The following is a 22,662-nucleotide window of genomic DNA, read 5'->3' as shown; positions in this document are numbered from 1 at the left end:
GTCCGCGCGAGGCCTCGGTGAAATGTCCCGTTACGCGGGGGGTGTACGGCGCAAAACGGGCGCGATGTGGAACCGGTCACAACTGTGTAACTCCCGTGACCGGTGTCCGGAATCCTTGTGTTTAGGACCGGAGGAAGCGGGCAGGAGAAGAGGGGAAACTGCCCCGGAATGTAATTGACGAATAGGCGAAAGAATATCGCGGGAAGACGTGTGCGAGGGATTCCTGGAAGTGTGCGGAATTCATGTCCCGGTCACCCCGTCGATGCGTTCGCGCAGCAGATCGGCGTGGCCGTTGTGCCGCGCGCACTCGATCAGACGGATGAGCACCCGGCGCAGACCGACCTCCGCCCCGGCGATCGGCACGTCGAGGCCGGCGACGACCCGCTGGAACCGGTTCCGCTCCACCTCGGCGGGATGCTGGACCAGCCCCGGCAGGGTCAGCGCCGACGGCGCCACCGGGGCCGGCCGCACCCGTGCGTCGTCCAGCCCCGCGCACTTCGGCGCCGGCGTCCCGCGGTGGTGGTCCGGCCGGTCCTCCGGCAGGGACCGCTCGTCACCGGCCGGCCGGGGGACCGGCCGGCCGCCGGGAAGGGCGAGCGGGGGCCGGGGCGGGTTCGCGGACATGAGGGGAACGTGACACGGGAGCGCACGGGCCGACACGGGGGAACCACGCGTCGGCCGAGGCGACACGCGGGGAACCGCACGTCGACCGGGGAACCCCCGCCCGCTCTGCTACCGCCAGGCCTTCTCGACCGCGTTCAGGGCCGCCTCCACGTCCACCGTCAGGCCTTCTGCCGCCAGGGCGGTGCCCAGGGCCGCCAGGGACGCCCGCACCGCGCCCGGCGTCGCGTCGGGGCCGTAGTGGTTGACGCGGATCATCTCCTCGGCGAGGGCGCCGCCGCCCGCGGCCAGGGGGAGCGCCGGATCGGCGGCCAGGGCGCGGGCCACCAGGTCCGCGGCCACCGTGCCCGACGGGACCCGCAGGGTCGTGGCCACCGGGGCGGCGTCCGCCGCCTCGCGCACGTACGGCTCCAGGCCGCCGCCCAGCGCGAGCGCGCCCGCCCGCGTGGCCGCCGCGGCCGACGCGTGCCGGGCCATGACCTCCTCCAGGCCCACCGCCTCGATGCGCTCCACGCACGCCTCGAGCGCCAGCATCTCCAACTGCGCCGGCGCGTGCAGCAGCGCCTTGCGGCCGCCGTCGATCCAGCGCTCCTTCCAGTCCAGCAGGGACAGGTAGGAACGGCGCGGCGCCCGCGGGTTCGCGGCCATCCGCGCCCACGCCCGCTCGCTCACCGACACCGCCGACACCCCGGCCGGGCCGCCCATCGCCTTCTGCGCGCCGATCACGCACAGGTCCACGCCCCACGCGTCCGGCAGCACCGGTTCGGCGCCGATCGACGCCACCGCGTCCAGGTAGAACAGCGCCCCGTGCGCCCGCACCACCTCGCCGATCTCCGCGACCGGGTTGGTGTTCCCGGTGGCCGCCTCCGCGTGCACCAGGGACACGAAGTCGATCTCCGGGTGCTCGGCGAAGGCGCCGCGGACCTGCTCGGCCGTCACCGCCGTGTGGAAGGGCACCGGCAGATCGATCACCGTGGCGCCGCAGTCCCGCAGCCAGTCGCCGAAGGTCTGCCCGTAGGGGCCGGTGATGACGTTCAGGGCGGTCGTGCCGGGACCCGCGGTCGCGCGGATCGCGCCCTCCAGCGGCAGCAGCGCCTCGCCCTGCGTGATGACGACGTCCTGCTCGGTGCGGAGCAGGCGCGCCACGCGGTCCTCGATCGAGGCGAAGTGCGCGGCGCTCAGCGGGGCCAGGTCGAGGAGGGGGTGGGTCACGGCGGTGCTCTCTTCGCTCTCTTCACTTCGCGGCTTCGCGGGTCGACGCAGTCGAGCGTAACCGGCTCCGGGGGCCCCGCCCGACCGCAGGGGCCCCGGACCGGGTGGACAGGCCCGGACCGCGCCTCATTAGGGTGCCGTGCATGAGCGAACGCGCGGTGCTGCACGTGAAGGGGCGGGTGCTCGTCGGACCGGAGGAGGTCCGCGACGAGCTGTGGGTGGTCGGCGGCCGGATCTCCTACGACCGTCCCGGCGGCGCCCGCGACGTCCGGACGGTCGAGGGCTGGGTGCTGCCCGGCCTGGTCGACGCCCACTGCCACGTGGGCCTCGACCGGCACGGCGCGGTTCCCGAGGAGGTCGCCGAGAAGCAGGCGCTCACCGACCGCGACGCCGGCGCCCTGCTGCTGCGGGACGCGGGCTCGCCCTCCGACACCCGCTGGATCGACGACCGCGACGACCTCCCGAAGATCGTCCGGGCCGGCCGGCACATCGCCCGCACCCGGCGCTACATCCGCAACTACGCCTGGGAGGTCGAGCCGGACGACCTCGTCGCGTACGTCGCCCGGGAGGCCCGGCGCGGCGACGGCTGGGTGAAGCTGGTGGGCGACTGGATCGACCGCGACCTGGGCGACCTGTCGGCCTGCTGGCCGCGCGGCGCCGTCGAGGCGGCGATCGCGGAGGCCCACCGGCTGGGCGCCCGCGTCACCGCGCACTGCTTCGCCGAGGACTCCCTGCGGGACCTGGTCGAGGCCGGCATCGACTGCGTCGAGCACGCGACGGGCCTGACCGACGAGACGATCCCGCTGTTCGCCGAACGGGGCGTGGCGATCGTCCCCACGCTCGTCAACATCGCCACCTTCCCGGCGCTCGCCGACGGCGGCGAGACCAAGTTCCCGCGCTGGTCGGCCCATATGCGCCGGCTCCACGAGCGCCGCTACGACACCGTGCGCTCCGCCCACGACGCCGGCATCCCCGTCTTCGTCGGCACGGACGCCGGCGGCACCCTCCCGCACGGCCTGGCGGCGGACGAGGTCGCCGAACTGGTCAGGGCCGGCCTCCCGCCCGTCGAGGCCCTCGCGGCCGGCACCTGGGCGGCCCGCGCGTGGCTGGGACGCCCCGGGCTGGAGGAAGGCGCCCCGGCGGACCTGGTGGTCTACGCGTCCGACCCGCGCGTGGACGTACGGGTGCTGAGGGATCCGCGCCGGGTGGTGCTGAACGGGCGCGTGGTCGGGTAGGGGCGCCCGGCCGGCGGGGCACGCGAGAGTGACGCCGGGGAACAGCCGTGCCCCGGGAATCGAAAGGATCTGCCAGTCCGCCACGAAGGGGTGAAGAGCTGCCGGATCGCTGACGGCCCGCTCCCCGCGCGGACATTCTTTCCGGGTCCCACACATGTCTCCCGGGGGTCCCACCACCTTGAACAGCGCCGCCTTCCGCATGCCCGCACGCCGTCTGATCGCCGTCGCCGCGGCCACCGCCCTCACCGCAGGCCCCGCCGCGCTGGTCGGCGCCGGTTCCGCGCACGCCACCGAGGAGCACGGCGGCGCCGGCGCCGCCGTGCTGCGCACCGGGCTCGACGTGTCCCTGCTCGACAAGACCGTGAACGTGCCGCTCACCGTCTCCCTCAACGAGGTCCGGGCGCCGCGGAGCGCGCGGAAGACCGCGTTGACCGCCCGGCTGGACGGCGTGGACGGGGGCAGGCCGTTCACGGTGCTGCGCGCGGAGGTCGCCGACGCCAGCGCGACGGTGGAGGGGAACAGGGCCGAGGCCTCCACCACCCTCGCCGAGGCCCGGGTCCACGTGCCCGGACTTCCGCTGCTCGGGCTCGTCGAGCTCGAGAAGGTCAGCTCCGAGGCGGTCTGCGAGGCCGGGCAGACCCCGTTCGCCTCGGTGACCCTGCCCGGCGCGGTGACGGTGCTCGGCAAACGCGTCACGCCGACCTCCGCCGGACCGACCGAGGTGAAGGTGCCGGGTGTCGGCGAGGTGCGGCTGGACCTCTCGAAGACGGAGACCACGTCCCGTACGGCCGCCGCCACCGCGCTGCGGCTGAAGGTCTCCGTCGACCCGCTCGACCTGAACGTCGCCGAGGTCGACGGCACGCTCACCCTGGCCGAGGCCACGTGCGAGGCCCCCGCCGCCCCGGGCGAGCGGCCGGCCGCCGCGAGCACGCCCCCGGCCGCCGGCGTCCGGCCCCAGGGAGCACGCGCCGAGCAGGCGGCGCCCGCCGAGGCCGACCTGGCGGAGACGGGCGGCGGCTCGACGACCCCGTACGTCGCGGGCGGCGCGATCGCCCTCCTCGCGGCGGGCGGCGGAGCGGTGGCCCTGTCCCGCCGGAGCCGACGGAACTGACACCCCCACCCGGGCCCCGCTCCTGAGCGGGGCGGGCCCTCCCGCGCCGTCGGCCCGGGTCCGGCGGGCGGTCCGCTCGGGCCGTGCGGGGGGGCCTCGTGCTGTGGTCCTGGGCCGACGGGGCGGGCGCTTCCGGTCCGCGGCCCCGCCTTCCGTTCCGGCCGGTCCCTCGCCTCAGAGGGAGGTGTCTCCGCGGGGCCGGGCGCGGCGGGCGGTCCGCTCGGGCCGTGCGGGGGACGGTCCCCTTTGCGGCGCGGGCCCGGCGCGGCGGGCGGGGGCGGTCCGGGGCCGTGTCCGCGGGGGCCTGCCGTGGTCCGGACCGGGCCGGGGAGGCGGTGTCTCCCCGACGGCACGGGGTCCGCGGTGGGCGGACCGGGGCTCCGGGGGCGTGGTGCCCCGCTCAGTCGGCCTTCAGCGCCCGTTCCAGTGCGCTCAGGAAGCCGTCCACCGTCCCCCGGTCCCGTACCGCCAGCCGCAGCCACCGTTCGTCCAGTCCCGGGAACGTGTCCCCGCGGCGCACCGCGTAACCGAGGGCGCGCAGCCGGTCCCGTACGGCCGCCGCGTGCTCCAGCCGGACCAGGACGAAGGGCCCCTCGGCGGGTTCCACGACCCGCAGTCCGTGCGCGGCGAAGTCCCGGAGCCCCGCGATCAGGTGCGCCCGGTCGGCCGCGATGCGGTCGGCCGCCCGGGCCGCCTCCGCGAGCGCCGCGGACCCCACGCACGCCCGAGCCGCCGCCAGCGCGGGCGTGGACACCGGCCACAACGGCTGGGCGCGCTCCAGCTCCGCGACGACCTCCGGCGCCGCCAGCACGTAGCCGATCCGCAGTCCGGCCAGCCCCCACGTCTTGGTGAGGCTGCGCAGCACCACCAGCCCCGGCACGTCCGTCCGCCCGGCCAGCGCCTCCCGCTCGCCCGGCACCGCGTCCATGAACGCCTCGTCCACCACCAGCGTCCGCCCGGGACGGGCGAGCCCGGCGACGGCCGCGGCCGGGTGCAGCACCGACGTCGGGTTCGTCGGGTTGCCGATCACCACCAGGTCCGCGTCCTCGGGCACCGCCGCCGGATCCAGCCGGAAGCCGTCCGCCTCCCGCAGCAGCACCCGGCCGACCGTGTGCCCCGCGTCCCGCAGCGCCGCCTCCGGCTCCGTGAACTGGGGATGCACCACCACCGGCCGGCGCGCCTCCAGCGCCCGCGCCAGCAGCACGAACGCCTCCGCCGCCCCCGCCGTCAGCAGCACCCGCTCCGCCGGCAGCCCGTGCCGCGCCGCCACCGCGGCCCGCGCGGCCCGCCCGTCCGGGTAGGCGGCCAGCCCGGAGAGCGACCCGGCGATGTGCTCCCGCAGCCACGCGGGAGGCGTGTCCGCGCGGACGTTCACCGCGAGGTCGACCAGGGCGGAACCGCCGTCGCGGACCTCGGCGTCGCCGTGGTGGCGCAGGTCGTGGGCGCCGCCCACCGGATCAGTGCGCGGGGGAGTGTGCGTGTCCATGCCCGTGATGGTGCCCGTGGTGGTGATGGCCGTCGTCGTCGGGGTGGAAGTGCGGCTGCTGCGGCAGCCCCACCTTGTCCTCGAAGCCCGGCAGCGCGATCCGGTACACGCACGAGTCGCAGTTCATCCTCAGGTCGCCCTTCACGGCCTCCTCGTACCGCTCCATCACCAGGTCCAGCAGCTCCGGCTCGGGACCGATGACGTCCGCCGACCGCACCTCGGTCTCCGGGTGCGCGGCCGCCCACTCCTCCGTCTGCCGCCGCACCCGGTCCGGCAGGATCCCCGTGAACAGGAAGTACGGCAGGACGACGATCCTGCGCGCCCCCAGCCGTGCGCAGCGGTCCAGCCCGCTCGGCACGTCCGGCGCCGCCAGCGACACGAACGCCGTCTCCACGCCCGCGTGACCGCGGCCCTCCCACAGCAGCCGCGCCGCCTTGAACACCTCGGCGTTGGCGTCCGGGTCCGTCGACCCGCGTCCCACCAGCAGCACGGTCACCTCGGAGCGGTCCCAGGAGGGGTCCACCGCCTCGTCCAGCCGCCGCTGGAGCACCTCCAGCAGGGCGGGGTGCGGGCCCAGGGGGCGTCCGTAGGTGTACGAGATCCCCGGGTGGCGTTCCTTCTCGCGGGCCAGCGCCGCCGGGATGTCGCCCTTGGCGTGCCCGGCGGACACCAGCATCAGCGGCACGGCCGCGAACCGGCGCACACCGCGCTCCACCAGCTCGGCGACCGCCTCGCCCAGCGGCGGCGGGGACAGCTCGATGAACCCGCCGGCGACGGGCAGTCCGGGGTGGCGGCGGCCCAGCTCCCGCACGAAGTCGCGGAACGCCTCCGCTCCGGCGTCGTCCCGGGTGCCGTGGCCGGCGATGAGCAGGGCGGGCGGGGTGGTCACAGGTTCTCCTCAGGCGAAACGGTGTGGTACAGCAGGGCGTTGAGCGCGGCGGCGGCGACCGCCGAACCGCCCTTCTCGGACACGTTGCTCACGGCGGGCAGTCCGCTCTCGCGCAACGCGGCCTTGGACTCGGCCGCCCCGACGAACCCGACGGGCAGACCGATGACGAGCGCGGGGGAGGCGTCCAGGGTCAGCAGCTCCTCCAGGGCGGTCGGCGCACAGCCGATCACCCACAGGGCGCCGGGCCCGACCTGTTCGTACGCCAGCCGCATCGCGTGCGCCGAACGCGTCAGCCCGGGACCGGACTCGGCGTCCTTCAGCCGGCAGACGGTCTCCCGCCGGGTGATCCCGGCCGCGACCATCTCGACGTCGACCACGACCGGCGCCCCGGCGTGCAGCGCGGTGTGGGCCCTCGCCAACTCGCCTTCGTCCATGACGAGGTCGGACGCGTAGTCCAGGTCGGCCGAGGAGTGGACGACCCGCTCCACGACCGCCCGGGTCAGCGGCGGGAAGTGCGAGGTGTCCAGCCGGGCGCGCAGCCGCCGGAAGGACTCCTGCTCGATGGGGTGGACGACACGGTTCACCGGGACTCCTCCTGACCCGCGGCGGAGCCGCTCGTCGATGCCGCCTGCCAGCGGTAGCCGCGCGGGGTGACCATGCGCCCCGCGACCTCGCGGGTCGCCGTGTTGCCCACGGTCACGACCGTCATCATGTCGACCGCCGCCGGATCCAGCGCGGCCAGCGTCGTCAGCCGGCTCGACTCGTCCGGACGGGACGCGTTGCGCACGACACCGACCGGCGTCGCCGGCGCCCGGTGCTCCGCGAGGATCGCCAGGGCCTTCGGCAACTGCCAGTCGCGGCCCCGGCTGCGCGGGTTGTAGAACGTCACCACGAGGTCCGCCTCGGCCGCCGCCCGCACCCGCCGCTCGATGACCTCCCACGGCGTGTGCAGGTCGGACAGGCTGATCGACACGTGGTCGTGTCCCAGCGGCGCGCCCAGGATCGCCCCGGCCGCCAGCGCCGCCGTCACGCCCGGCACACCGACCACGTCGATGTCGTCGGACGCCTCCGCCAGCGCCGGGGAGGCCATGGCGTACACGCCCGCGTCCCCGCTGCCGATCAGCGCGACGGCCCGCCCCTTCCGGGCCTCCTCGACCGCCGTCCGCGCCCGCTCCTCCTCGGCGCCGAGCCCCGACTCGAGGACCCGGGTGCCGGGCCGCAGCAGATCGCGGATCTGGTCGACGTACTGGTCGAGGCCGACGAGCACGGACGCCCGCCGCAACTCCGCCTTCGCGCGCGGCGTCAGCAGGTCACGGGCGCCGGGCCCGAGCCCGACGACCGCGAGGCGTCCGCGCCCCGGACGCCGTACGACGGCGCAGGTCGCCATCGCCGGCCGCCCGTCGGCGCGCTCCGACTTCCGCTTCGGCACGAGGAGTTCACCGCCCCGTACGAGGGCGGCGGCCTCGGCGACGGAAGGGGTGCCGACGGCGGCGAGGGGCGCGTCGGAGGGGTGGGGGACCTCGACGGCGGCCAACTCGGCGGCGGAGTAGGTCACGACGGGCACCCCGAGCCGCTCGGCGGCCGCCACGATGCCGGGCTCGTCCGCCTTGGCGTCCACGGTGGCCAGCTCGGCGAGCGACGCGGCCGACAGCCCGGCCTCCCGCAGGGCGCCCTCGACCAGGGCGAGCACCTCCTCGACGGGGGCGCCCTTCGAGGCGCCGACCCCGACGACGAGCGTCGGCGGCCGCAGGACCACCTCCCGTCCGGCCCGCTCGACCAGCCGGTCCGTGAGGCGGATCGTGCACGCCCCCTCGTCGGCCACCGGCAGCGGCGGCAGCGGCCAGGCCACCTCGGCGCGCAACGCCACCGCCTCGCCGTCCAGCAGGGCCCGCGAGACCGCGGCGACGTCGCCCTCCACGGGCAGACCCAGCGTGTCCAGACCGGCCAGGCCCACGGCATCGGTCGCCGTGGTCACCACGGGCGCGGCGCCCAGCACCTCGGCGACCTCACGGGCGAGGTCGTTCGCCCCGCCGCCGTGCCCGCCCACCAGCGACACCGCGAACCGTCCGCCCTCGTCGACGCAGACCACGCCCGGGTCGGCCGCCTTGTCCTCCAGCAGCGGTGCCACCAGCCGCACCACGGCCCCCGTGGCGAGGAAGCACACGAGCTGCTCGCACTGCGCGAACGCGGCCCGCACGGCGTCCGCTACGGGACCCTCGTACACGCGCGTGCGGTCCGGCCACGCGGCGGCCAGCCGGTCCCGCGCAGCCGCTCCCGCCGCGGTGGCGGAGATGAGGCCGATCACTGGTCGACTCCTTCGGTACGGCCGTGGGACCGGACGCCCCACAGCAGGAAAACGGGATTGGTCGCCGCCAGCCGGGTCACGTCCCCCGGCAGCGGCGCGAGCCGCGACGCCTGCAGCAGCACGCCGTCGCAGGTGAAACCGGCCCCGGTCAGCGCCTCGCGCGCGGCCGGCACCCGGTCCAGCGCGGCCAGGGCGACGACGACCGTGCGCCGCGCCCGTCGCGCGCACGCGGTGACGACGGCCGGCAGCTCGTGCCCCCCGCCGCCGACGAACACGGCGTCGGGATCGTCCTCCAGGCCGGACAGCGCGGCCGGGGCCGTCCCGTGCACCACGCGCACGTCGACCCCGTGCGCGGCGGCGTTGGCGCGGATCCGCGCCACCCCGTCCGGCGTCTTCTCGACGGCGGTGACGGCGGCCCCCAGCCGCGCGCACTCCACGGCCACGGACCCCGACCCCGCGCCGACGTCCCACACCAGCTCACCGGGGCGCGGCCCGAGCCGGGCCAGGGCCAGGGCCCGCACCTCGAACTTGGTGATCATCGAGTCGCGGTGGTCGAACTCCGCCTCGTCCAGCGCCCAGCCGGCGGGTGCCCCGATTCCGCCCGCGACGGTCCGCACGGGGCCGAGGGCCCGCGCCTCGTCCAGGCACAGCACCACGTTCACCGCCGTCCCCCAGTCGCGTACGGCGGCCTCGGCAGGCGTCACCCGCTCCACCCGCTCCTCGGCGGAACCGAGCGCGGAGGCGACGACCAGCACGCGCGCGTCGGCGCGCAGCGCGGTCCCCAGCTCGGCCGGACCGGCCCCCGGCCCCGTCAGCACGGCGACCTTCGGATACGCCCGGCACAGGTTCACCGCCGTACGGGGATCCCGCCCGTGCGCGCTGACGACCACGGCGTCGTCCCAGGTCAGCCCGACCCGCGCGAACGCGGCGGCGACGGACGGGACACCGGGCCGGACATCCAGCCGGTCCGGCCCGAACCGCTCGGCCAGCGCCCGCACGATCCCGAAGAACCCGGGGTCACCGGACGCCAGCACCACGACCGGCCGCTCCTCGGCCACGTACTTCTGCACGGTGTCGAGCGCGGGCGCCAGCGGCCCCAGCACGACACGCTCGGCCCCCACGGGCAGCCGCACGGCCTCCAGGTGCCGCAGTCCGCCGACGACCAGCTCGGCGCCCGCCGCCGCGTGCCGGTCGACCGGCACCCCCGCCCCCATCCCGACGACGGTGATCACGTGCTCGCACCCCGCGAACGCAACGCCCTGCGCGCCTGCGGATCGGCCTTGCGGTAGCCGTGGAAGTGCCCCGGGTGGTACAGGTGCGAGCGGGTGCCGTGCGCGTCGAGGGCCGGGCCGACCAGGAACAGGGTGTGCTTCCAGAGCCTGTGCTCCTTGACCGTCTCCTCCAGCGTGCCGACCGTGCACCTCACGACCAGCTCCTCCGGCCAGGTCGCCTGGTACGCGACGACGACCGGCGTGGTCGTCGGGTAGCCGCCCTCCAGCAGCTCCCGCACCAGCTGCCCGCTGCGGGCGGCCGACAGGAAGATCGCCATGGTGGTGCCGTGCCGCGCGAACTCGCGCACCTCCTCACCGGGCGGCATCGGCGTCTTGCCGCCGCCGAGCCGGGTCAGGACGACGGACTGCGCCACCTCGGGAACGGTCAGCTCGCGCCCCGCGAGCGCGGCGACGGCGGAGAACGACGAGACGCCCGGCACGATCTCCGTCGCGATCCCGATCTCCGCGCACCGGTCGAGCTGCTCCTGCGTGCCGCCCCACAGCGCCGGGTCGCCGGAGTGGATCCGCGCGACCCTCAGTCCCTGGGCGCGGGCCCGCTCGTAGACGGCCACGACGTCCTCCAGGGACATCGTCGCCGAGTCCAGGATCTCCGCGCCCTCACGCGCGTGCTCGAGGACCTCCGCCTGGACCAGGCTGGCGGCCCAGATCACGACGTCGGCCTCGGCGATGGCGCGCGCGGCGCGGAACGTCAGCAGATCGGCGGCGCCGGGGCCGGCACCGACGAAGGTCACCTTGCCGGTGGGGGCATCGGCCATGGGAATCGGTCCTCTCCTGCGGTCAGGGATGTCGGGGGACAGGGATGTCGGGGATCGAGAAGTGGGCGGTGACCGGCTGTCACGCGTGCGCGAGCGAGTGCCGATCGGATACGAAGAGCACATGGCGGTCTTCGTCGCGCTCGGCGCGTTCCTGATGACGCTGGCCGGCGGCTGGACGGCACACCGCGTGACCGACCGCCGCCACCTGGTGCTGGGCCTGGCCGGCGGGCTGATGCTGGGCGTGGTCGGCCTCGAGCTCCTGCCGGAGGCCCTGGAGGCGGCCGGCACCGAGGTGTACGGCGTGCCGGCGGCCCTGCTGCTCTTCGTGGGCGGCTTCCTGCTGGCCCACCTGGTGGAACGCCTGCTCGCCCACCGGCAGGCCGCACACGGCGCGGAGGAGACGAACGGCCGCACCCCCGAGGTGGGTCTCACGGCCGCCGCCGCGATGGTCGGCCACAGCGCCATGGACGGCGTGGCGATCGGCGCCGCCTTCCAGGTGGGCGGCGGCATGGGCGCGGCCGTCGCGGTGGCCGTGATCGCGCACGACTTCGCGGACGGCTTCAACACCTACACGCTCACCAGCGTGTACGGAAACGCCCGTCGCCGAGCCCTGACGATGCTCCTCGCGGACGCGGCGGCCCCGGTGGCGGGCGCCGCCTCGACGCTGTTCCTCAGCATCCCGGAGCCCCTGCTCGGCGGCTACCTCGGCCTGTTCGGCGGCGCGTTGCTGTACCTGGCGGCGGCCGAGATCCTGCCCGAGGCCCACCACGCGCACCCGGCCCGCTCCACGCTGCTGTGCACGGTCGCGGGGGTGCTGTTCATCTGGCTGGTGGTGGGCGCCGCGCACTGACCGGCCGCGCACCGACCGCGGGCCGTGCGGGTCCGGGCGGTTCACAGTTTCCCGCCCCGCCCGCCGTCACGCCGCGGCGGCGCGATCAGCGTCGAGAGGTACGGCAGAGGGGCCCCGTCCAGCTCGGCGGCCGGCCGCACGGACTCCTCCGGCAGCCCCAGCGCCGACCCCCACACGGCACCGTCGATCCGCCCGGTCTCCCGCAGCGCCTCGGCGACCTCGCCCGCCTGCCGCCCGAACTTGTACGCGACGACGGTCCCGGGCCCGGCCAGCGCGTCCTTGAGCACGGCGGCCCCGGCGGTCACCGGCACCAGCGTGAGCGGCTCGGTCCCCTCGGTCAGCACGGCCCCGGAGCGCGCCGCGAGGTCCTGCATGGCGGTGATCCCCGGCACGGTCTCCACGACCGTCCCCGGCACCGACGCGACGACGGTCTGCGCGAGATACGTGAACGTCGAGTACACGTTGGGGTCCCCGATGGTCGCGAAGGCGACGGCCCCGCGGTCCCGCAGCAGCGCGGCGACCCGCTCCCCGGCCGCGTCCCAGGCGGCCTCGCGCCGCGCCCGGTCGGTGCGCTCGTTCAGCGCGAACACCACCCGGACGACCTTCTCGGCGGGCACGTAGTGCAGCACGGTCGCCTCGGCCCGTCCCCGCTCCCCGGTGTCCATCACGGGAACCACGACGACCTCGGCCGCGCGCAGGGCGTTGACCCCCTTCACGGTCACCAGCTCCGGGTCCCCGGGCCCGACCCCGACCCCGACCAGCCTGCTGCTCATGACGTCCGGCACCTCTCCACGAACCGACGGGCGACACCGGGCTCGGACGCCCAGTGCGTGTGCAGGTAGCTCGCGTGCACACCGCGCTGTACAAAACCCTCGACGCGCCGCTCGGGCGCCCGCATCCCCCAGGCGGGCGCGGCCCCGGCCCCCGGCTCCACGACGGTCCGGTGGAACTCGTGCCCGCGCATCCGCGTCCCGGCGACGGCCAGCGCGCTGTCGGTCACGGCCACGGCGTCCCGGTACCCCAGCGTCAGCCGCCCGGACATCCGCGCGGAGGCGTCCAGCACCCCGCACATGGGCAGGCCGTCCAGCTCCCGGCACAGGTACAGCAGCCCGGCGCACTCGGCGGCCACGGGCGCCCCGCCGAGGGCGAACCCGGAGACGGCCCTGCGCAGTGCCTCGTTGGCGGACAGCTCGGCGGCGTACACCTCGGGGAACCCGCCCCCGATGACCAGACCGCGGGCTCCCTCGGGCAGTTCCTCGTCCCGCAGCGGATCGAAGGGGACGACCTCGGCGCCGGCGGCGCCGAGCAGTTCGGCGTTCTCGGCGTAGGAGAAGGTGAAGGCGGCTCCGCCGGCGACGGCGACGGTCAGCCGGTCCGGCGCCTGGGGACGGGCCCGTTCAGGCCGAACGGGCCTCCGGGGGGCGGAACTCCCGGAGGCCGGGACGGGAAGGGGCGGCGGGGGCGAGGAGTCCAGAACCTCGGCCGCGTCCCACGCCGCGCACGACAACGCACCCGCACCCCGCGCCAGCGCGACGAGCCCCTCCAGATCGCATCCGGCCTCCACCTGCGCGGCCATCGCCGCGACGGCGTCCACGGCCGCGGCCTGCCGCTCGGCGACCGGCACCAACCCCAGGTGCCGCGACGGCGTCTCCACCGGAGCCGCTCTCCGCAACACCCCGAGGACCGGTACCCCCGCCGACTCCAACGCCTCCCGCAGCAGCGCCTCGTGCCGGTCCGAGGCGACCTTGTTCAGGATCACGCCCCCGACCCGCACCTCCGGGTCCCAGCTCACGAACCCGTGCACCAGCGCCGCCACCGACCGCGACTGCGACGACGCGTCGACGACCAGCACCACCGGTGCCCGCAGCAGCTTCGCCACCTGCGCGGTGGACGCCAGTTCACCTTCCCCCGCGGCCCCGTCGTACAGCCCCATCACGCCCTCGACCACGGCGATGTCACACCCGCGCGCACCGTGCGCGAACAGCGGACCGACCAGCTCCGGCCCGCACAGGTAGGCGTCGAGGTTGCGCCCCGCGCGCCCGGTGGCGAGCGCGTGGTACCCGGGGTCGATGTAGTCCGGTCCCACCTTGTGCGGGGACACGGCGAGCCCCCGCGCGGTGAGCGCGGCCATCAGCCCCGTGGCGACGGTGGTCTTGCCGCTGCCCGAGGAGGGCGCGGCGATCACCAACCGGGGTACGGAGGTCACCACTCGATGCCCCTCTGCCCCTTCTGCCCGACGTCCATGGGGTGCTTGACCTTGGACATGTCGGTCACGAGGTCGGCGAAGTCGACGAGCTCCCCGGGCGCGTTCCGCCCGGTGATCACGACGTGCTGGGTGCCCGGCCGGTCCCGCAGCACGGACACGACCTCGTCGGTGTCGACCCACCCCCAGTGCATCGGGTACGCGAACTCGTCGAGCACGTACAGCCGGTACGTCTCGGCGGCCAGGTCCCGCTTGACCTGCTCCCAGCCCTCCCGGGCCTTCTCCTCGTTGTCCATCTGCGCGTCGCGCTGCACCCAGGACCAGCCCTCGCCCATCTTGTGCCAGGTGACGCTCCCGCCCTCGCCGGAGTCCCCGAGCACGCGCAGCGCCCGCTCCTCGCCGACCTTCCACTTCGCCGACTTGACGAACTGGAACACCCCGATCGGCCACCCCTGGTTCCAGGCCCGCAGCGCGAGCCCGAAGGCGGCGGTGGACTTGCCCTTCCCCACGCCCGTGTGCACGACGACCAGCGGCCGGTTGCGCCGCTGGCGGGTCGTCAGCCCGTCGTCCGGTACGACACTCGGCTGCCCCTTCGGCATTACGCGGCCCTCCTCGAAGCACCGGTCCCCTGTACGTCCCTCACCAGCCCGGCGATCGAGTCGGCCCGCAGCTCGTCCAGCGTCACCGCGGTACCGCCCAGCTCACCGGCCAACCGCCCGGCGAGCCCCAGCCGCACCGGCCCCGACTCGCAGTCCACGACCACGGACGCGACCGACTCGGCCGCGAACAGCCGCGCGGCACGCCCGGCCAGCGCCACCGGCTCCGGGCCGCCGGTGGCCCGCCCGTCGGTCACCACGACGACCAGCGGACGCCGCGCCGGATCCCGCAGCCGCTCCACCCGCAGCACGTCGTGCGCCTTGAGCAGTCCGGCCGCCAGCGGGGTCCGCCCACCGGTCGGCAGCGACTCCAGCCGCGCCGCCGCCGCGTCCACCGACGACGTCGGCGGCAGCGCCACGTCGGCCGCCGACCCGCGGAAGGTCACCAGCCCCACCTTGTCCCGCCGCTGGTAGGCGTCCAGCAGCAGCGACAGCACGGCGCCCTTCACGGCGCCCATCCGCTGCCGCGCCGCCATCGACCCGGAGGCGTCCACGACGAACAGCACGAGGTTCCCCTCACGTCCCTCCCGGGTGGCCTGCCGCAGATCGTCCCGCCGGACCACCAGGCCCGGCCCCGACCGCCCCCGCGCCCGCTGATGCGGCGCGGCGGCCTGCACGGTCGCCGCCAGGTGCAGCTTGGTCAGCGCGCCCCGGGGACGCCGGGCCCCGGTGGTCCGCCCCTGCTCGGTCCGCGCCCGCGACCGCCGTCCGGCGGCCCCCTCGCCGATCCCGGGGACGCTCAACACCTTGGTGCGGAAGGGCTCCGAGGCCCGCACGGCCGACTGCTCCCCGGCCCCGCCGGGCGCCGGCTCACCCTCACCGGCCTCGGGTCGGGACGCGGTGTCCCCGCCCTGCGGCCCGCTGTCCGCAGTCGGCTCCCCGCCGCCCCCACCGGGCCCGTCGGGGCCGTCGGGGCCGGGATCGGGGTCCTCGTCGTCGCCCCCGAACTCCTCCAGCGTCTCGTCGAGCTTGTCCTCGTCCAGTCCGGGCGCGTCGAAGGGGTTGCGCCTGCGCCGGTGCGGCAGCGCCAACAGCGCCGCCTGCCGCACGTCCTCGGCGAGCACATCGGTCCGCCCGGCCCACGCCGCCAGCGCGGTCGCGGTGCGCGCCATCACGATGTCGGCCCGCATGCCGTCCACCTCGAAGGCCGCGCAGGTCGCCGCGATCTGCCGCAGCGCCCCGTCGCCGAGGCGCACCTGCGGCAGCAGCTCCCGCGCCGCCGCGATCCGCGCCCGTACGGCGGCCTCCTCGCCGGCCCAGCGCGCGGCGAAGCCGGCCGGGTCGTCGTCGTACGCCAGCCGCCGCCGCACGACCTCGACCCGCTGGTCGGGCTCCCGCGAGGCGGCGACCTCGACGGTCAGCCCGAACCGGTCGAGGAGCTGCGGCCGCAGCTCGCCCTCCTCCGGGTTCATGGTCCCGACGAGCAGGAAGCGCGCCGCGTGCCGCACGGAGACACCCTCGCGCTCGACGTACGAGGCACCCATCGCCGCCGCGTCCAGCAGCAGGTCGACCAGGTGGTCGTGGAGCAGGTTGACCTCGTCGACGTAGAGGATCCCGCGGTGCGCGTCGGCGAGCAGCCCCGGCTCGAACGCCTTCACGCCCTCGGCCAGCGCCCGCTCGATGTCGAGCGCGCCGACCAGCCGGTCCTCGGAGGCGCCGACGGGCAGTTCGACCATGCGGGCGGGGCGGGCGGCACCGCCGCCGCTCCCGTGCGGGCCGTCCGGGCACCCGGGGTCCGGGGCCGCGGGGTCGCAGGAGAAACGGCAGCCGGGCACGACGGGGACCTCCGGCAGCAGCGCCGAAAGCGCACGCACCGCCGTGGACTTGGCGGTGCCCTTCTCACCGCGCACCAGCACACCGCCGACCGCCGGGGAGACGGCGTTCAGCAGCAGCGCGAGCCGCAGGTCGTCCTGGCCGACGACCGCCGTGAACGGAAAGGGGGTGGTCACTTGTCGTCGCCCTCCAGATCGCCTTCGAGCTCCAGGTAGGTGGCGCGCAACCGCTCCAGCGTGTCCGCGTCCGGCTCGGCCCACAGTCCCCGGTCGGCGGCCTCGAGCAGCCGCTCGGTGATGCCGCGCAGCGCCCACGGGTTGGACTTCCGCATGAAGTCCCGGTTCTCCGGGGCGAAGACGTACTCGGCGCTGAGCTTCTCGTACATCCAGTCGTCCACGACCCCCGCGGTGGCGTCGTAGCCGAAGAGGTAGTCCACGGTGGCCGCCATCTCGAAGGCGCCCTTGTAGCCGTGCCGCCGCATCGCCGCCATCCAGCGCGGGTTGACCACGCGGGCGCGGAAGACGCGGTGGGTCTCCTCGCCCAGCGTGCGGGTCTTCACCTGGTCGGGGGTGGCCGAGTCGCCGACGTACGCCTCCGGGCTCGCGCCCGTCAGGTGCCGCACCATGGCGACCATGCCGCCGTGGTACTGGAAGTAGTCGTCGGCGTCGACGAGGTCGTGCTCGCGGGTGTCGACGTTCTTCGCGGCGACGGCGATCCGCCGGAACGCCGTCTCCATGTCCCCGCGCGCCGCCCGCCCGTCGAGCCCGCGCCCGTAGGCGTAGCCGCCCCACACCGCGTACACCTCGGCGAGGTCGGCGTCGGAGCGCCAGTTCCGCGCGTCGATCAGCGGGAGCAGGCCGGCACCGTACGCGCCCGGCTTGGAGCCGAAGATGCGGGCGGTGGCCCGGCGCCGGTCGCCGTGCGCGGCGGTGTCCTCGTCGACGTGAGCGCGGACGAAGTTCTGCGAGGCGGGCTCGTCCAGCTCCGCCACCGCCCGCACCGCGTCGTCGATCAGCCCCACCACGTGCGGGAACGCGTCCCGGAAGAACCCGGAGATGCGGACCGTGACGTCGATGCGCGGACGGCCCAGCTCCTCCGGGGGCACCACCTCGAAGCCGGTCACCCGGCGCGAGGCGTCGTCCCACACCGGCCGGCAGCCCAGCAGCGCCAGGATCTCGGCGATGTCGTCGCCCTGGGTGCGCATCGCGGACGTGCCCCACACCGTCAGGCCGACGGACTTCGGGTACTCCCCGGTGTCCTGCAGGTACCGCTGCACCAGCGAGTCCGCCAGCGACTGCCCGACCTCCCAGCTCAGCCGCGACGGAATCGCCTTGGGGTCGACGGAGTAGAAGTTCCGCCCGGTGGGGAGCACGTTGACCAGTCCCCGCGTGGGCGAGCCCGACGGCCCCGCCGGGACGTAACCGCCGTCCAGCGCGCGGAGGATGTGCCCGATCTCGTCGGTCGTGCGCGCGAGCCGCGGCACCACCTCGGCACAGGCGAACTCCAGCACGGCCACCGCGTCCGGGAGCTCGGCGCCCAGCACCTCCCGCACGAGGGCCGCGCCCTCCGCGACCGCCCAGTCGCGCTCCTCCATGCCCTGGGCGATCCGCCGGCACAGCTGCTCCAGCAGGTCGATCGCGTCGGCGGCCGTACGCGCCGGGCCGTCCACCAGACCGGTCAGCTCGACCGGCACCTTCACCGGCGCCCCCGGCTCGGCCAGCAGCTCCTTCTCCACCAGCCCGAAGTGCGCGGCCAGGCAGGCCCGCAGACCCGGCAGGGCGTTCGCCCGCCCGCCCCACACCTGCGAGGCGCGCAGCACCGCCAGCACCAGGTTCACGCGGGGCTCACCGACCGGGCCGCCGCCGAGGACGTGCAGCCCGTCGCGGATCTGCACGTCCTTGATCTCGCACAGGTAGCCGTCGATGTGCATGACGAACTCGTCGAACGCGTCGTCGTCCGGCTGTTCGTCGACGTGCAGGTCGTGGTGCAGCTCGGCGGCCTTCACCAGCGTCCAGATCTGCGCCCGCACCGCCGGTGCCTTCGCCGGGTCCAGGTCGGAGACCAGCGCGTACTCGTCGAGCAGTTGCTCCAGCTTGGCGAGGTCGCCGTAGGTGTCGGCGCGCGCCATCGGCGGCACCAGGTGGTCGACCACCGTCGCGTGCCCGCGCCGCTTGGCCTGGGTGCCCTCGCCGGGGTCGTTCACGATGAACGGGTAGACCAGCGGCAGGTCGCCCAGCACGGCGTCGGGAGCGCACCCGGCGCTCAGCCCCAGGCCCTTGCCCGGCAGCCACTCCATCGTGCCGTGCTTGCCCATGTGCACGATCGCGTCGGCGCCGAAACTGTTCTCCAGCCACCGGTACGCGGCCATGTAGTGGTGCGACGGCGGCATGTCGGGATCGTGGTAGATCGCGATCGGGTTCTCGCCGAAGCCTCGCGGCGGCTGGATCATCACGACGACGTTCCCGAACCGCAGGGACGCCAGGACGATGTCCTCCCCGTCGACGTACAGCGAGCCCGGCGGCTCGCCCCACGCCCGGAGCATGGCGTCCCGCAGTTCCGGGTCGAGCTTCTCGAACCACGCCCGGTAGTCCGCCAGCGGCACCCGCGCGGGCGCGGCGGCCAGCTGCTCCTCGGTCAGCCACTCCACGTCGTGCCCGCCGGCCTCGATGAGCCGGTGGATCAGCTCGTCGCCGTTGTCGGGGTACTCGGTGAGGGCGTATCCGGCGTCCCGCAGCGCGTCCAGCACGCGGACCGCCGACGCGGGCGTGTCCAGGCCGACCGCGTTGCCGACCCGCGAGTGCTTCGTCGGGTACGCGGTGAAGACCAGCGCGAGCTTCTTCTCGGCGTTCGGCTTGTGCTTCAGCCGTGCGTGCCGCACGGCGATCCCGGCCACCCGGGAGGCCCGCTCGGGGTCGGCGACGTACACCGGCACGTCGTCGGGGCCCTGCTCCTTGAAGGAGAACGGCACCGTGATCAGCCGGCCGTCGAACTCCGGGATGGCGACCTGCATCGCCGCGTCCATGGGGGACAGGGCGGCGTCGGACTCCTCCCAGGCGGCGCGCGACGACGTCAGGCAGAGCCCCTGGAGCACCGGCACGTCCAGGTCGGCCAGCGCCCCGACGTCCCAGGCCTCCTCGTCACCGCCCGCCGACGCCTGCGAGGCGTGCGTGCCGCCGGCCGCCAGCACGGTGGCGACCAGGGCGTCGGCCTGCGACAGCAGCGCGTAGAGCTCCGCGTCGGCGCCGCGCAGCGAACCGCAGTACACCGGGAGGGCGTTGGCGCCGTGCGCCTCGATCGCGTCGCACAGCGTGTCCACGAAGGCGGTGTTGCCGCTCAGTTCGTGGGCCCGGTAGAAGAGCACCCCGACGGTCGGGCGCCCCTGCTCCACCGCACGGGTGCCGTGGACGCCGTACTCCGGCATCTTCCGCGGCGGTTCGAAGCCCTCGCCGGTCAGCAGCACGGTGTCCGACAGGAACCGCGCCAGCTCGGTGAGGTTGTCCGGGCCGCCCTCGACGAGGTACCGCAGCGCCTCCGCCACCACCCCGGCCGGCACCGTGGACTCGGCCATCAGCTCCGCGTCCGGTACGGCCTCCCCGCCGAGCAGCACCGTCGGGATCCCGGACGCCTTCAGCGCGGCGAGCCCCTCCTCCCAGGCGCGCCTGCCGCCCAGCAGCCGTACGACGGCGAGGTCCGCGCCGTCGAGCAGCGCGGGCAGCCCGTCCGCCACGTCTACGCGGGTCGGGTTGCCGATCCGGTACGAGGCGCCGGAGGCGCGGGCCGCCAGCAGGTCCGTGTCGGCGGTCGACAACAACAACACAGTGCTCATGCGGGCGCTCCCGGTGGAATGAAAGGCAGTCCTTGCGGCGCGCCGGACTCGATGAGCCGCCACAGCGCGTCCGTGTCCGCGTGCTGTTCGATCAGGTCGCCGAGCCGGTCGAGCTGCTCCTCGCGCAGCGCGGCGAACGAGGTGTCGGGGGCCGGCACGAAGCGGCGCCCGGCGGCGGCGGCCACCTCGCGCAGGAAGGCCCGCCGGAAGCCGTCCGACTCCAGCGAGCCGTGCCAGTGCGTGCCCCAGGTCTGCCCGACCCGGCAGCCGTCCAGGAAGGGGTCGCCCCCGAGGACCTCGGCGACCCCGTGATGGATCTCGTACCCCTCGACCGGCTCCCCGAGGGCCTCGCCGACGGGCCGGGTGAGCGTCTTCTCGCGGGCGAACCGCACCCGCACGGGCAGGACGCCGAGCCCGTCCACGTGCCCGGCGCGGGACTCGACGTCGTCCTCGATGTGCTCGCCGAGCAGCTGGAAACCGCCGCAGATGCCGAGCACGGGCCGCCGCTCGGCCACCCTGCGCGCGATGGCGTCCGCGAGCCCCCGCTCCCGCAGCCACTCCAGCGCCCGGACCGTCCCGCGCGTCCCCGGCACGACGACGAGATCCGCGTCGGCCAGCTCCTCCGGCCGGTCCACGAACCGCACCACGACGCCGGGTTCGGCGGCCAGCGCGTCCACGTCCGTGAAGTTGGACATCAGCGGGACCGCGCAGACGGCGACCCGCAGCACGTCCTCGCCGACCGGCGGCGCGACGGCCGACTCCCGCACGGTCCCCCGCAGGGAGACCCGGAGACCGTCCTCCTCGTCGATGCCGAGCCCGTGCCGGAAGGGCAGCACGCCGTACGTCCGCCGCCCGGTGAGCCCGTGCAGCATCTCCAGCCCCGGCTCCAGCAGCGACACGTCACCGCGGAACTTGTTGACGAGGAACCCGGCGACCAGCGCCTGGTCCTCGGGCGCCAGCAGCGCCACCGTGCCGAAGAAGGAGGCGAAGACGCCCCCGCGGTCGATGTCGCCGACGACGAGGACGGGGAGCCCGGCGCCCCGGGCGATCCCCATGTTCACGATGTCGGTCCGGCGCAGGTTGATCTCGGCCGGGCTGCCCGCCCCCTCGCAGATCACCGCGTCGTACGTGCCCCGCAGCTCGGCCAGACAGTCCAGCACGGTGCCGAGCAACCGCTGCTGCCGACCGCCGTGGTAGCCGCGGGCGCTCATCTCGCCCACCGGCTTGCCGAGCAGCACGACCTGGCTGCTGCGCTCGCCGCCCGGCTTGAGCAGCACCGGGTTCATCAGCGCGGTGGGCTCGACGCGGCAGGCCTGGGCCTGCATGGCCTGCGCCCGCCCGATCTCGGCGCCCTCGCGCGTCACGAACGAGTTCAGCGACATGTTCTGCGCCTTGAACGGCGCGACCTTGACGCCGCGCCGCACCAGCCACCGGCAGATTCCGGCGGTCACCACGCTCTTGCCGGCGTCCGAGGTGGTCCCGGCGACCAGCAGACCCCCACCGCTCATGACCTGTGTCCCTTCATGACGCTCCGCGCGAGGACACCGGCCCCGAGCGCGAGCCAGCCGACCCGCCGCGAGAGCCGTACCGCCCGGTCGATGTCGGCCACGGCCACCGCACGGCCGCCGCCGTTGAGGACGGGCCGGTGCTCGACCCGCCCGCCGTAGGACAGCGTCCCGCCGAGCCGCACGCCCAGCGCGCCCGCGAAGGACGCCTCCACCGGCCCGGCGTTGGGGCTCGGATGCTTCGCGCCGTCCGCCCGCCACGCCCGGACGGCGCCCCGCGGATCCGGCCCGGCGAGCGCGGCGAGGACGGCGGTCAGCCGCGCCCCCGGCCACCCGGCGACGTCGTCCAGGCGGGCGGAGGCCCAGCCGTAACGGCGGTGGCGGGGGGACTTGTGGCCGACCATGGCGTCCAGCGTGTTGACGGCCCGGAAGCCGAGCAGGCCGGGCACCCCGGCGACGGCACCCCACACCAGGGCGCCGACGACGGCGTCGGAGGTGTTCTCGGCGACGGACTCCACCACCGCGCGGGCGATCCCGTCGGCGTCCAGCGCCTGCGGGTCCCGCCCGCACAGGTGCGGCAGCCGCGCCCGCGCCGCCTCGACGTCCCCGGCCTCGAGGGCCCGTCCGACGGTGCGGGCCTCCCGGGCCAGCGACGTGCCCCCGACGACGGCCCAGGTGGCGACGCCGGTCAGGGCGACGGAGGCGGCGGGGGAGGAGCGCACGCAGCGGGCGGCCAGGCTTCCCAGCGCGACGGCCCCGCCGACGCAGACGGCGGTGTGCACCGCGCCCCGGCCCCGGTCGTCCCGCCACAGCACCCGTTCCACGGCGGCCGCGGCCCGCCCGAAAGCGGCGACCGGATGCCCACGGCGGGGATCGCCGAGCAGCAGGTCGCCGAGGAGGCCGGCGGCGGCGCCGTACGCGAACACGCGATCGGCACCCATGG

At 75.6% G+C, this 22,662-nt stretch carries 18 protein-coding genes; 3 read left to right on the top strand and 15 right to left on the bottom strand.

The genetic code is table 11. From position 1 onward, the window contains the following. Window positions 1–240 precede the first annotated feature (240 nt). Complete coding sequence (locus FHS37_RS00375) at window positions 241–624, bottom strand: mycothiol transferase (protein WP_184816941.1); 384 nt, start codon at window positions 622–624, stop codon at window positions 241–243. Between the two features lie 108 nt (window positions 625–732). After that, complete coding sequence (locus tag FHS37_RS00370) at window positions 733–1,833, bottom strand: pyridoxal-phosphate-dependent aminotransferase family protein (protein WP_184816940.1); 1,101 nt, start codon at window positions 1,831–1,833, stop codon at window positions 733–735. Between the two features lie 143 nt (window positions 1,834–1,976). On the opposite strand from FHS37_RS00370, the gene FHS37_RS00365 reads away from it, so the two are divergent. Then, window positions 1,977–3,068, top strand: coding sequence for an amidohydrolase family protein (locus FHS37_RS00365; protein ID WP_184816939.1), 1,092 nt, complete (start codon window positions 1,977–1,979; stop codon window positions 3,066–3,068). 178 nt (window positions 3,069–3,246) lie between these two features. Next, entirely contained in the window at window positions 3,247–4,179 is a 933-nt protein-coding gene (locus FHS37_RS00360) for an SCO1860 family LAETG-anchored protein (RefSeq protein ID WP_184816938.1), read from the top strand. A 400-nt stretch (window positions 4,180–4,579) separates the two neighbouring features. Here FHS37_RS00360 and cobC read toward each other — a convergent pair whose 3' ends face one another. Genes cobC through cobM form a run of 6 tightly spaced genes read right to left on the bottom strand, consistent with a single transcriptional unit; the run spans window position 4,580 to window position 10,906 of the window. Next, window positions 4,580–5,665 (bottom strand): Rv2231c family histidinol phosphate aminotransferase CobC, encoded by a 1,086-nt coding sequence (gene cobC, locus FHS37_RS00355; protein WP_184816937.1) that lies wholly within the window; start codon window positions 5,663–5,665, stop codon window positions 4,580–4,582. Next, complete coding sequence (locus tag FHS37_RS00350) at window positions 5,637–6,554, bottom strand: sirohydrochlorin chelatase (protein ID WP_184816936.1); 918 nt, start codon at window positions 6,552–6,554, stop codon at window positions 5,637–5,639. The genes cobC and FHS37_RS00350 overlap by 29 nt, the downstream gene beginning before the upstream one ends. Beyond that, entirely contained in the window at window positions 6,551–7,138 is a 588-nt protein-coding gene (locus FHS37_RS00345; protein WP_184816935.1) for a precorrin-8X methylmutase, read from the bottom strand. The genes FHS37_RS00350 and FHS37_RS00345 overlap by 4 nt, the downstream gene beginning before the upstream one ends. Continuing rightward, window positions 7,135–8,859, bottom strand: coding sequence for a precorrin-3B C(17)-methyltransferase (gene cobJ, locus FHS37_RS00340; protein WP_184816934.1), 1,725 nt, complete (start codon window positions 8,857–8,859; stop codon window positions 7,135–7,137). The genes FHS37_RS00345 and cobJ overlap by 4 nt, the downstream gene beginning before the upstream one ends. Further along, window positions 8,856–10,091 carry a precorrin-6y C5,15-methyltransferase (decarboxylating) subunit CbiE gene (cbiE, locus tag FHS37_RS00335; protein WP_184816933.1) on the bottom strand — a complete coding sequence of 412 codons (1,236 nt, stop codon included), beginning with the start codon at window positions 10,089–10,091 and terminating at the stop codon, window positions 8,856–8,858. Before cbiE ends, cobJ begins: the two co-directional genes overlap by 4 nt. Further along, on the bottom strand, window positions 10,088–10,906 hold the full coding sequence (cobM, locus tag FHS37_RS00330) for a precorrin-4 C(11)-methyltransferase (RefSeq protein ID WP_184816932.1): 819 nt from the start codon (window positions 10,904–10,906) through the stop codon (window positions 10,088–10,090). The genes cbiE and cobM overlap by 4 nt, the downstream gene beginning before the upstream one ends. A gap of 121 nt (window positions 10,907–11,027) precedes the next feature. Between cobM and FHS37_RS00325 the strand changes: the two genes are divergently transcribed. After that, window positions 11,028–11,756, top strand: coding sequence for a ZIP family metal transporter (locus FHS37_RS00325; RefSeq protein ID WP_184816931.1), 729 nt, complete (start codon window positions 11,028–11,030; stop codon window positions 11,754–11,756). Window positions 11,757–11,797: 41 nt separating this feature from the next. Here FHS37_RS00325 and cobI read toward each other — a convergent pair whose 3' ends face one another. The 7 genes from cobI to FHS37_RS00290 are packed head-to-tail and all read right to left on the bottom strand — an operon-like array spanning window position 11,798 to window position 22,660. Beyond that, window positions 11,798–12,529: a precorrin-2 C(20)-methyltransferase gene (gene cobI / locus FHS37_RS00320; RefSeq protein ID WP_184816930.1), complete on the bottom strand. Its 732-nt coding sequence runs from the start codon at window positions 12,527–12,529 to the stop codon at window positions 11,798–11,800. After that, window positions 12,526–13,965 (bottom strand): cobyrinic acid a,c-diamide synthase CobB, encoded by a 1,440-nt coding sequence (locus FHS37_RS00315; protein WP_184816929.1) that lies wholly within the window; start codon window positions 13,963–13,965, stop codon window positions 12,526–12,528. Before FHS37_RS00315 ends, cobI begins: the two co-directional genes overlap by 4 nt. Further along, the gene (gene cobO / locus FHS37_RS00310) at window positions 13,959–14,558 is read right to left on the bottom strand and encodes a cob(I)yrinic acid a,c-diamide adenosyltransferase (RefSeq protein WP_184816928.1); all 600 of its coding nucleotides are present in this window, start codon (window positions 14,556–14,558) and stop codon (window positions 13,959–13,961) included. The genes FHS37_RS00315 and cobO overlap by 7 nt, the downstream gene beginning before the upstream one ends. Further along, window positions 14,558–16,564 (bottom strand): putative cobaltochelatase, encoded by a 2,007-nt coding sequence (locus FHS37_RS00305; protein ID WP_184816927.1) that lies wholly within the window; start codon window positions 16,562–16,564, stop codon window positions 14,558–14,560. The genes cobO and FHS37_RS00305 overlap by 1 nt, the downstream gene beginning before the upstream one ends. After that, a complete protein-coding gene (gene cobN / locus FHS37_RS00300) occupies window positions 16,561–20,214 on the bottom strand; it encodes a cobaltochelatase subunit CobN (protein WP_184816926.1) in 3,654 nt (1,217 codons plus the stop codon). Before cobN ends, FHS37_RS00305 begins: the two co-directional genes overlap by 4 nt. Beyond that, window positions 20,211–21,722: a cobyric acid synthase gene (locus tag FHS37_RS00295; RefSeq protein WP_184816925.1), complete on the bottom strand. Its 1,512-nt coding sequence runs from the start codon at window positions 21,720–21,722 to the stop codon at window positions 20,211–20,213. Before FHS37_RS00295 ends, cobN begins: the two co-directional genes overlap by 4 nt. Continuing rightward, complete coding sequence (locus FHS37_RS00290; protein ID WP_184816924.1) at window positions 21,719–22,660, bottom strand: cobalamin biosynthesis protein; 942 nt, start codon at window positions 22,658–22,660, stop codon at window positions 21,719–21,721. The genes FHS37_RS00295 and FHS37_RS00290 overlap by 4 nt, the downstream gene beginning before the upstream one ends. Window positions 22,661–22,662 lie beyond the last annotated feature (2 nt).

The organism is Streptomyces griseomycini (assembly GCF_014203535.1).
In the GTDB taxonomy this organism is placed as follows: Bacteria; Actinomycetota; Actinomycetes; order Streptomycetales; family Streptomycetaceae; genus Streptomyces; species Streptomyces griseomycini.
Note: the sequence above shows the minus strand (reverse complement) of the source record. Positions and strands in the feature narration are given on the sequence as shown.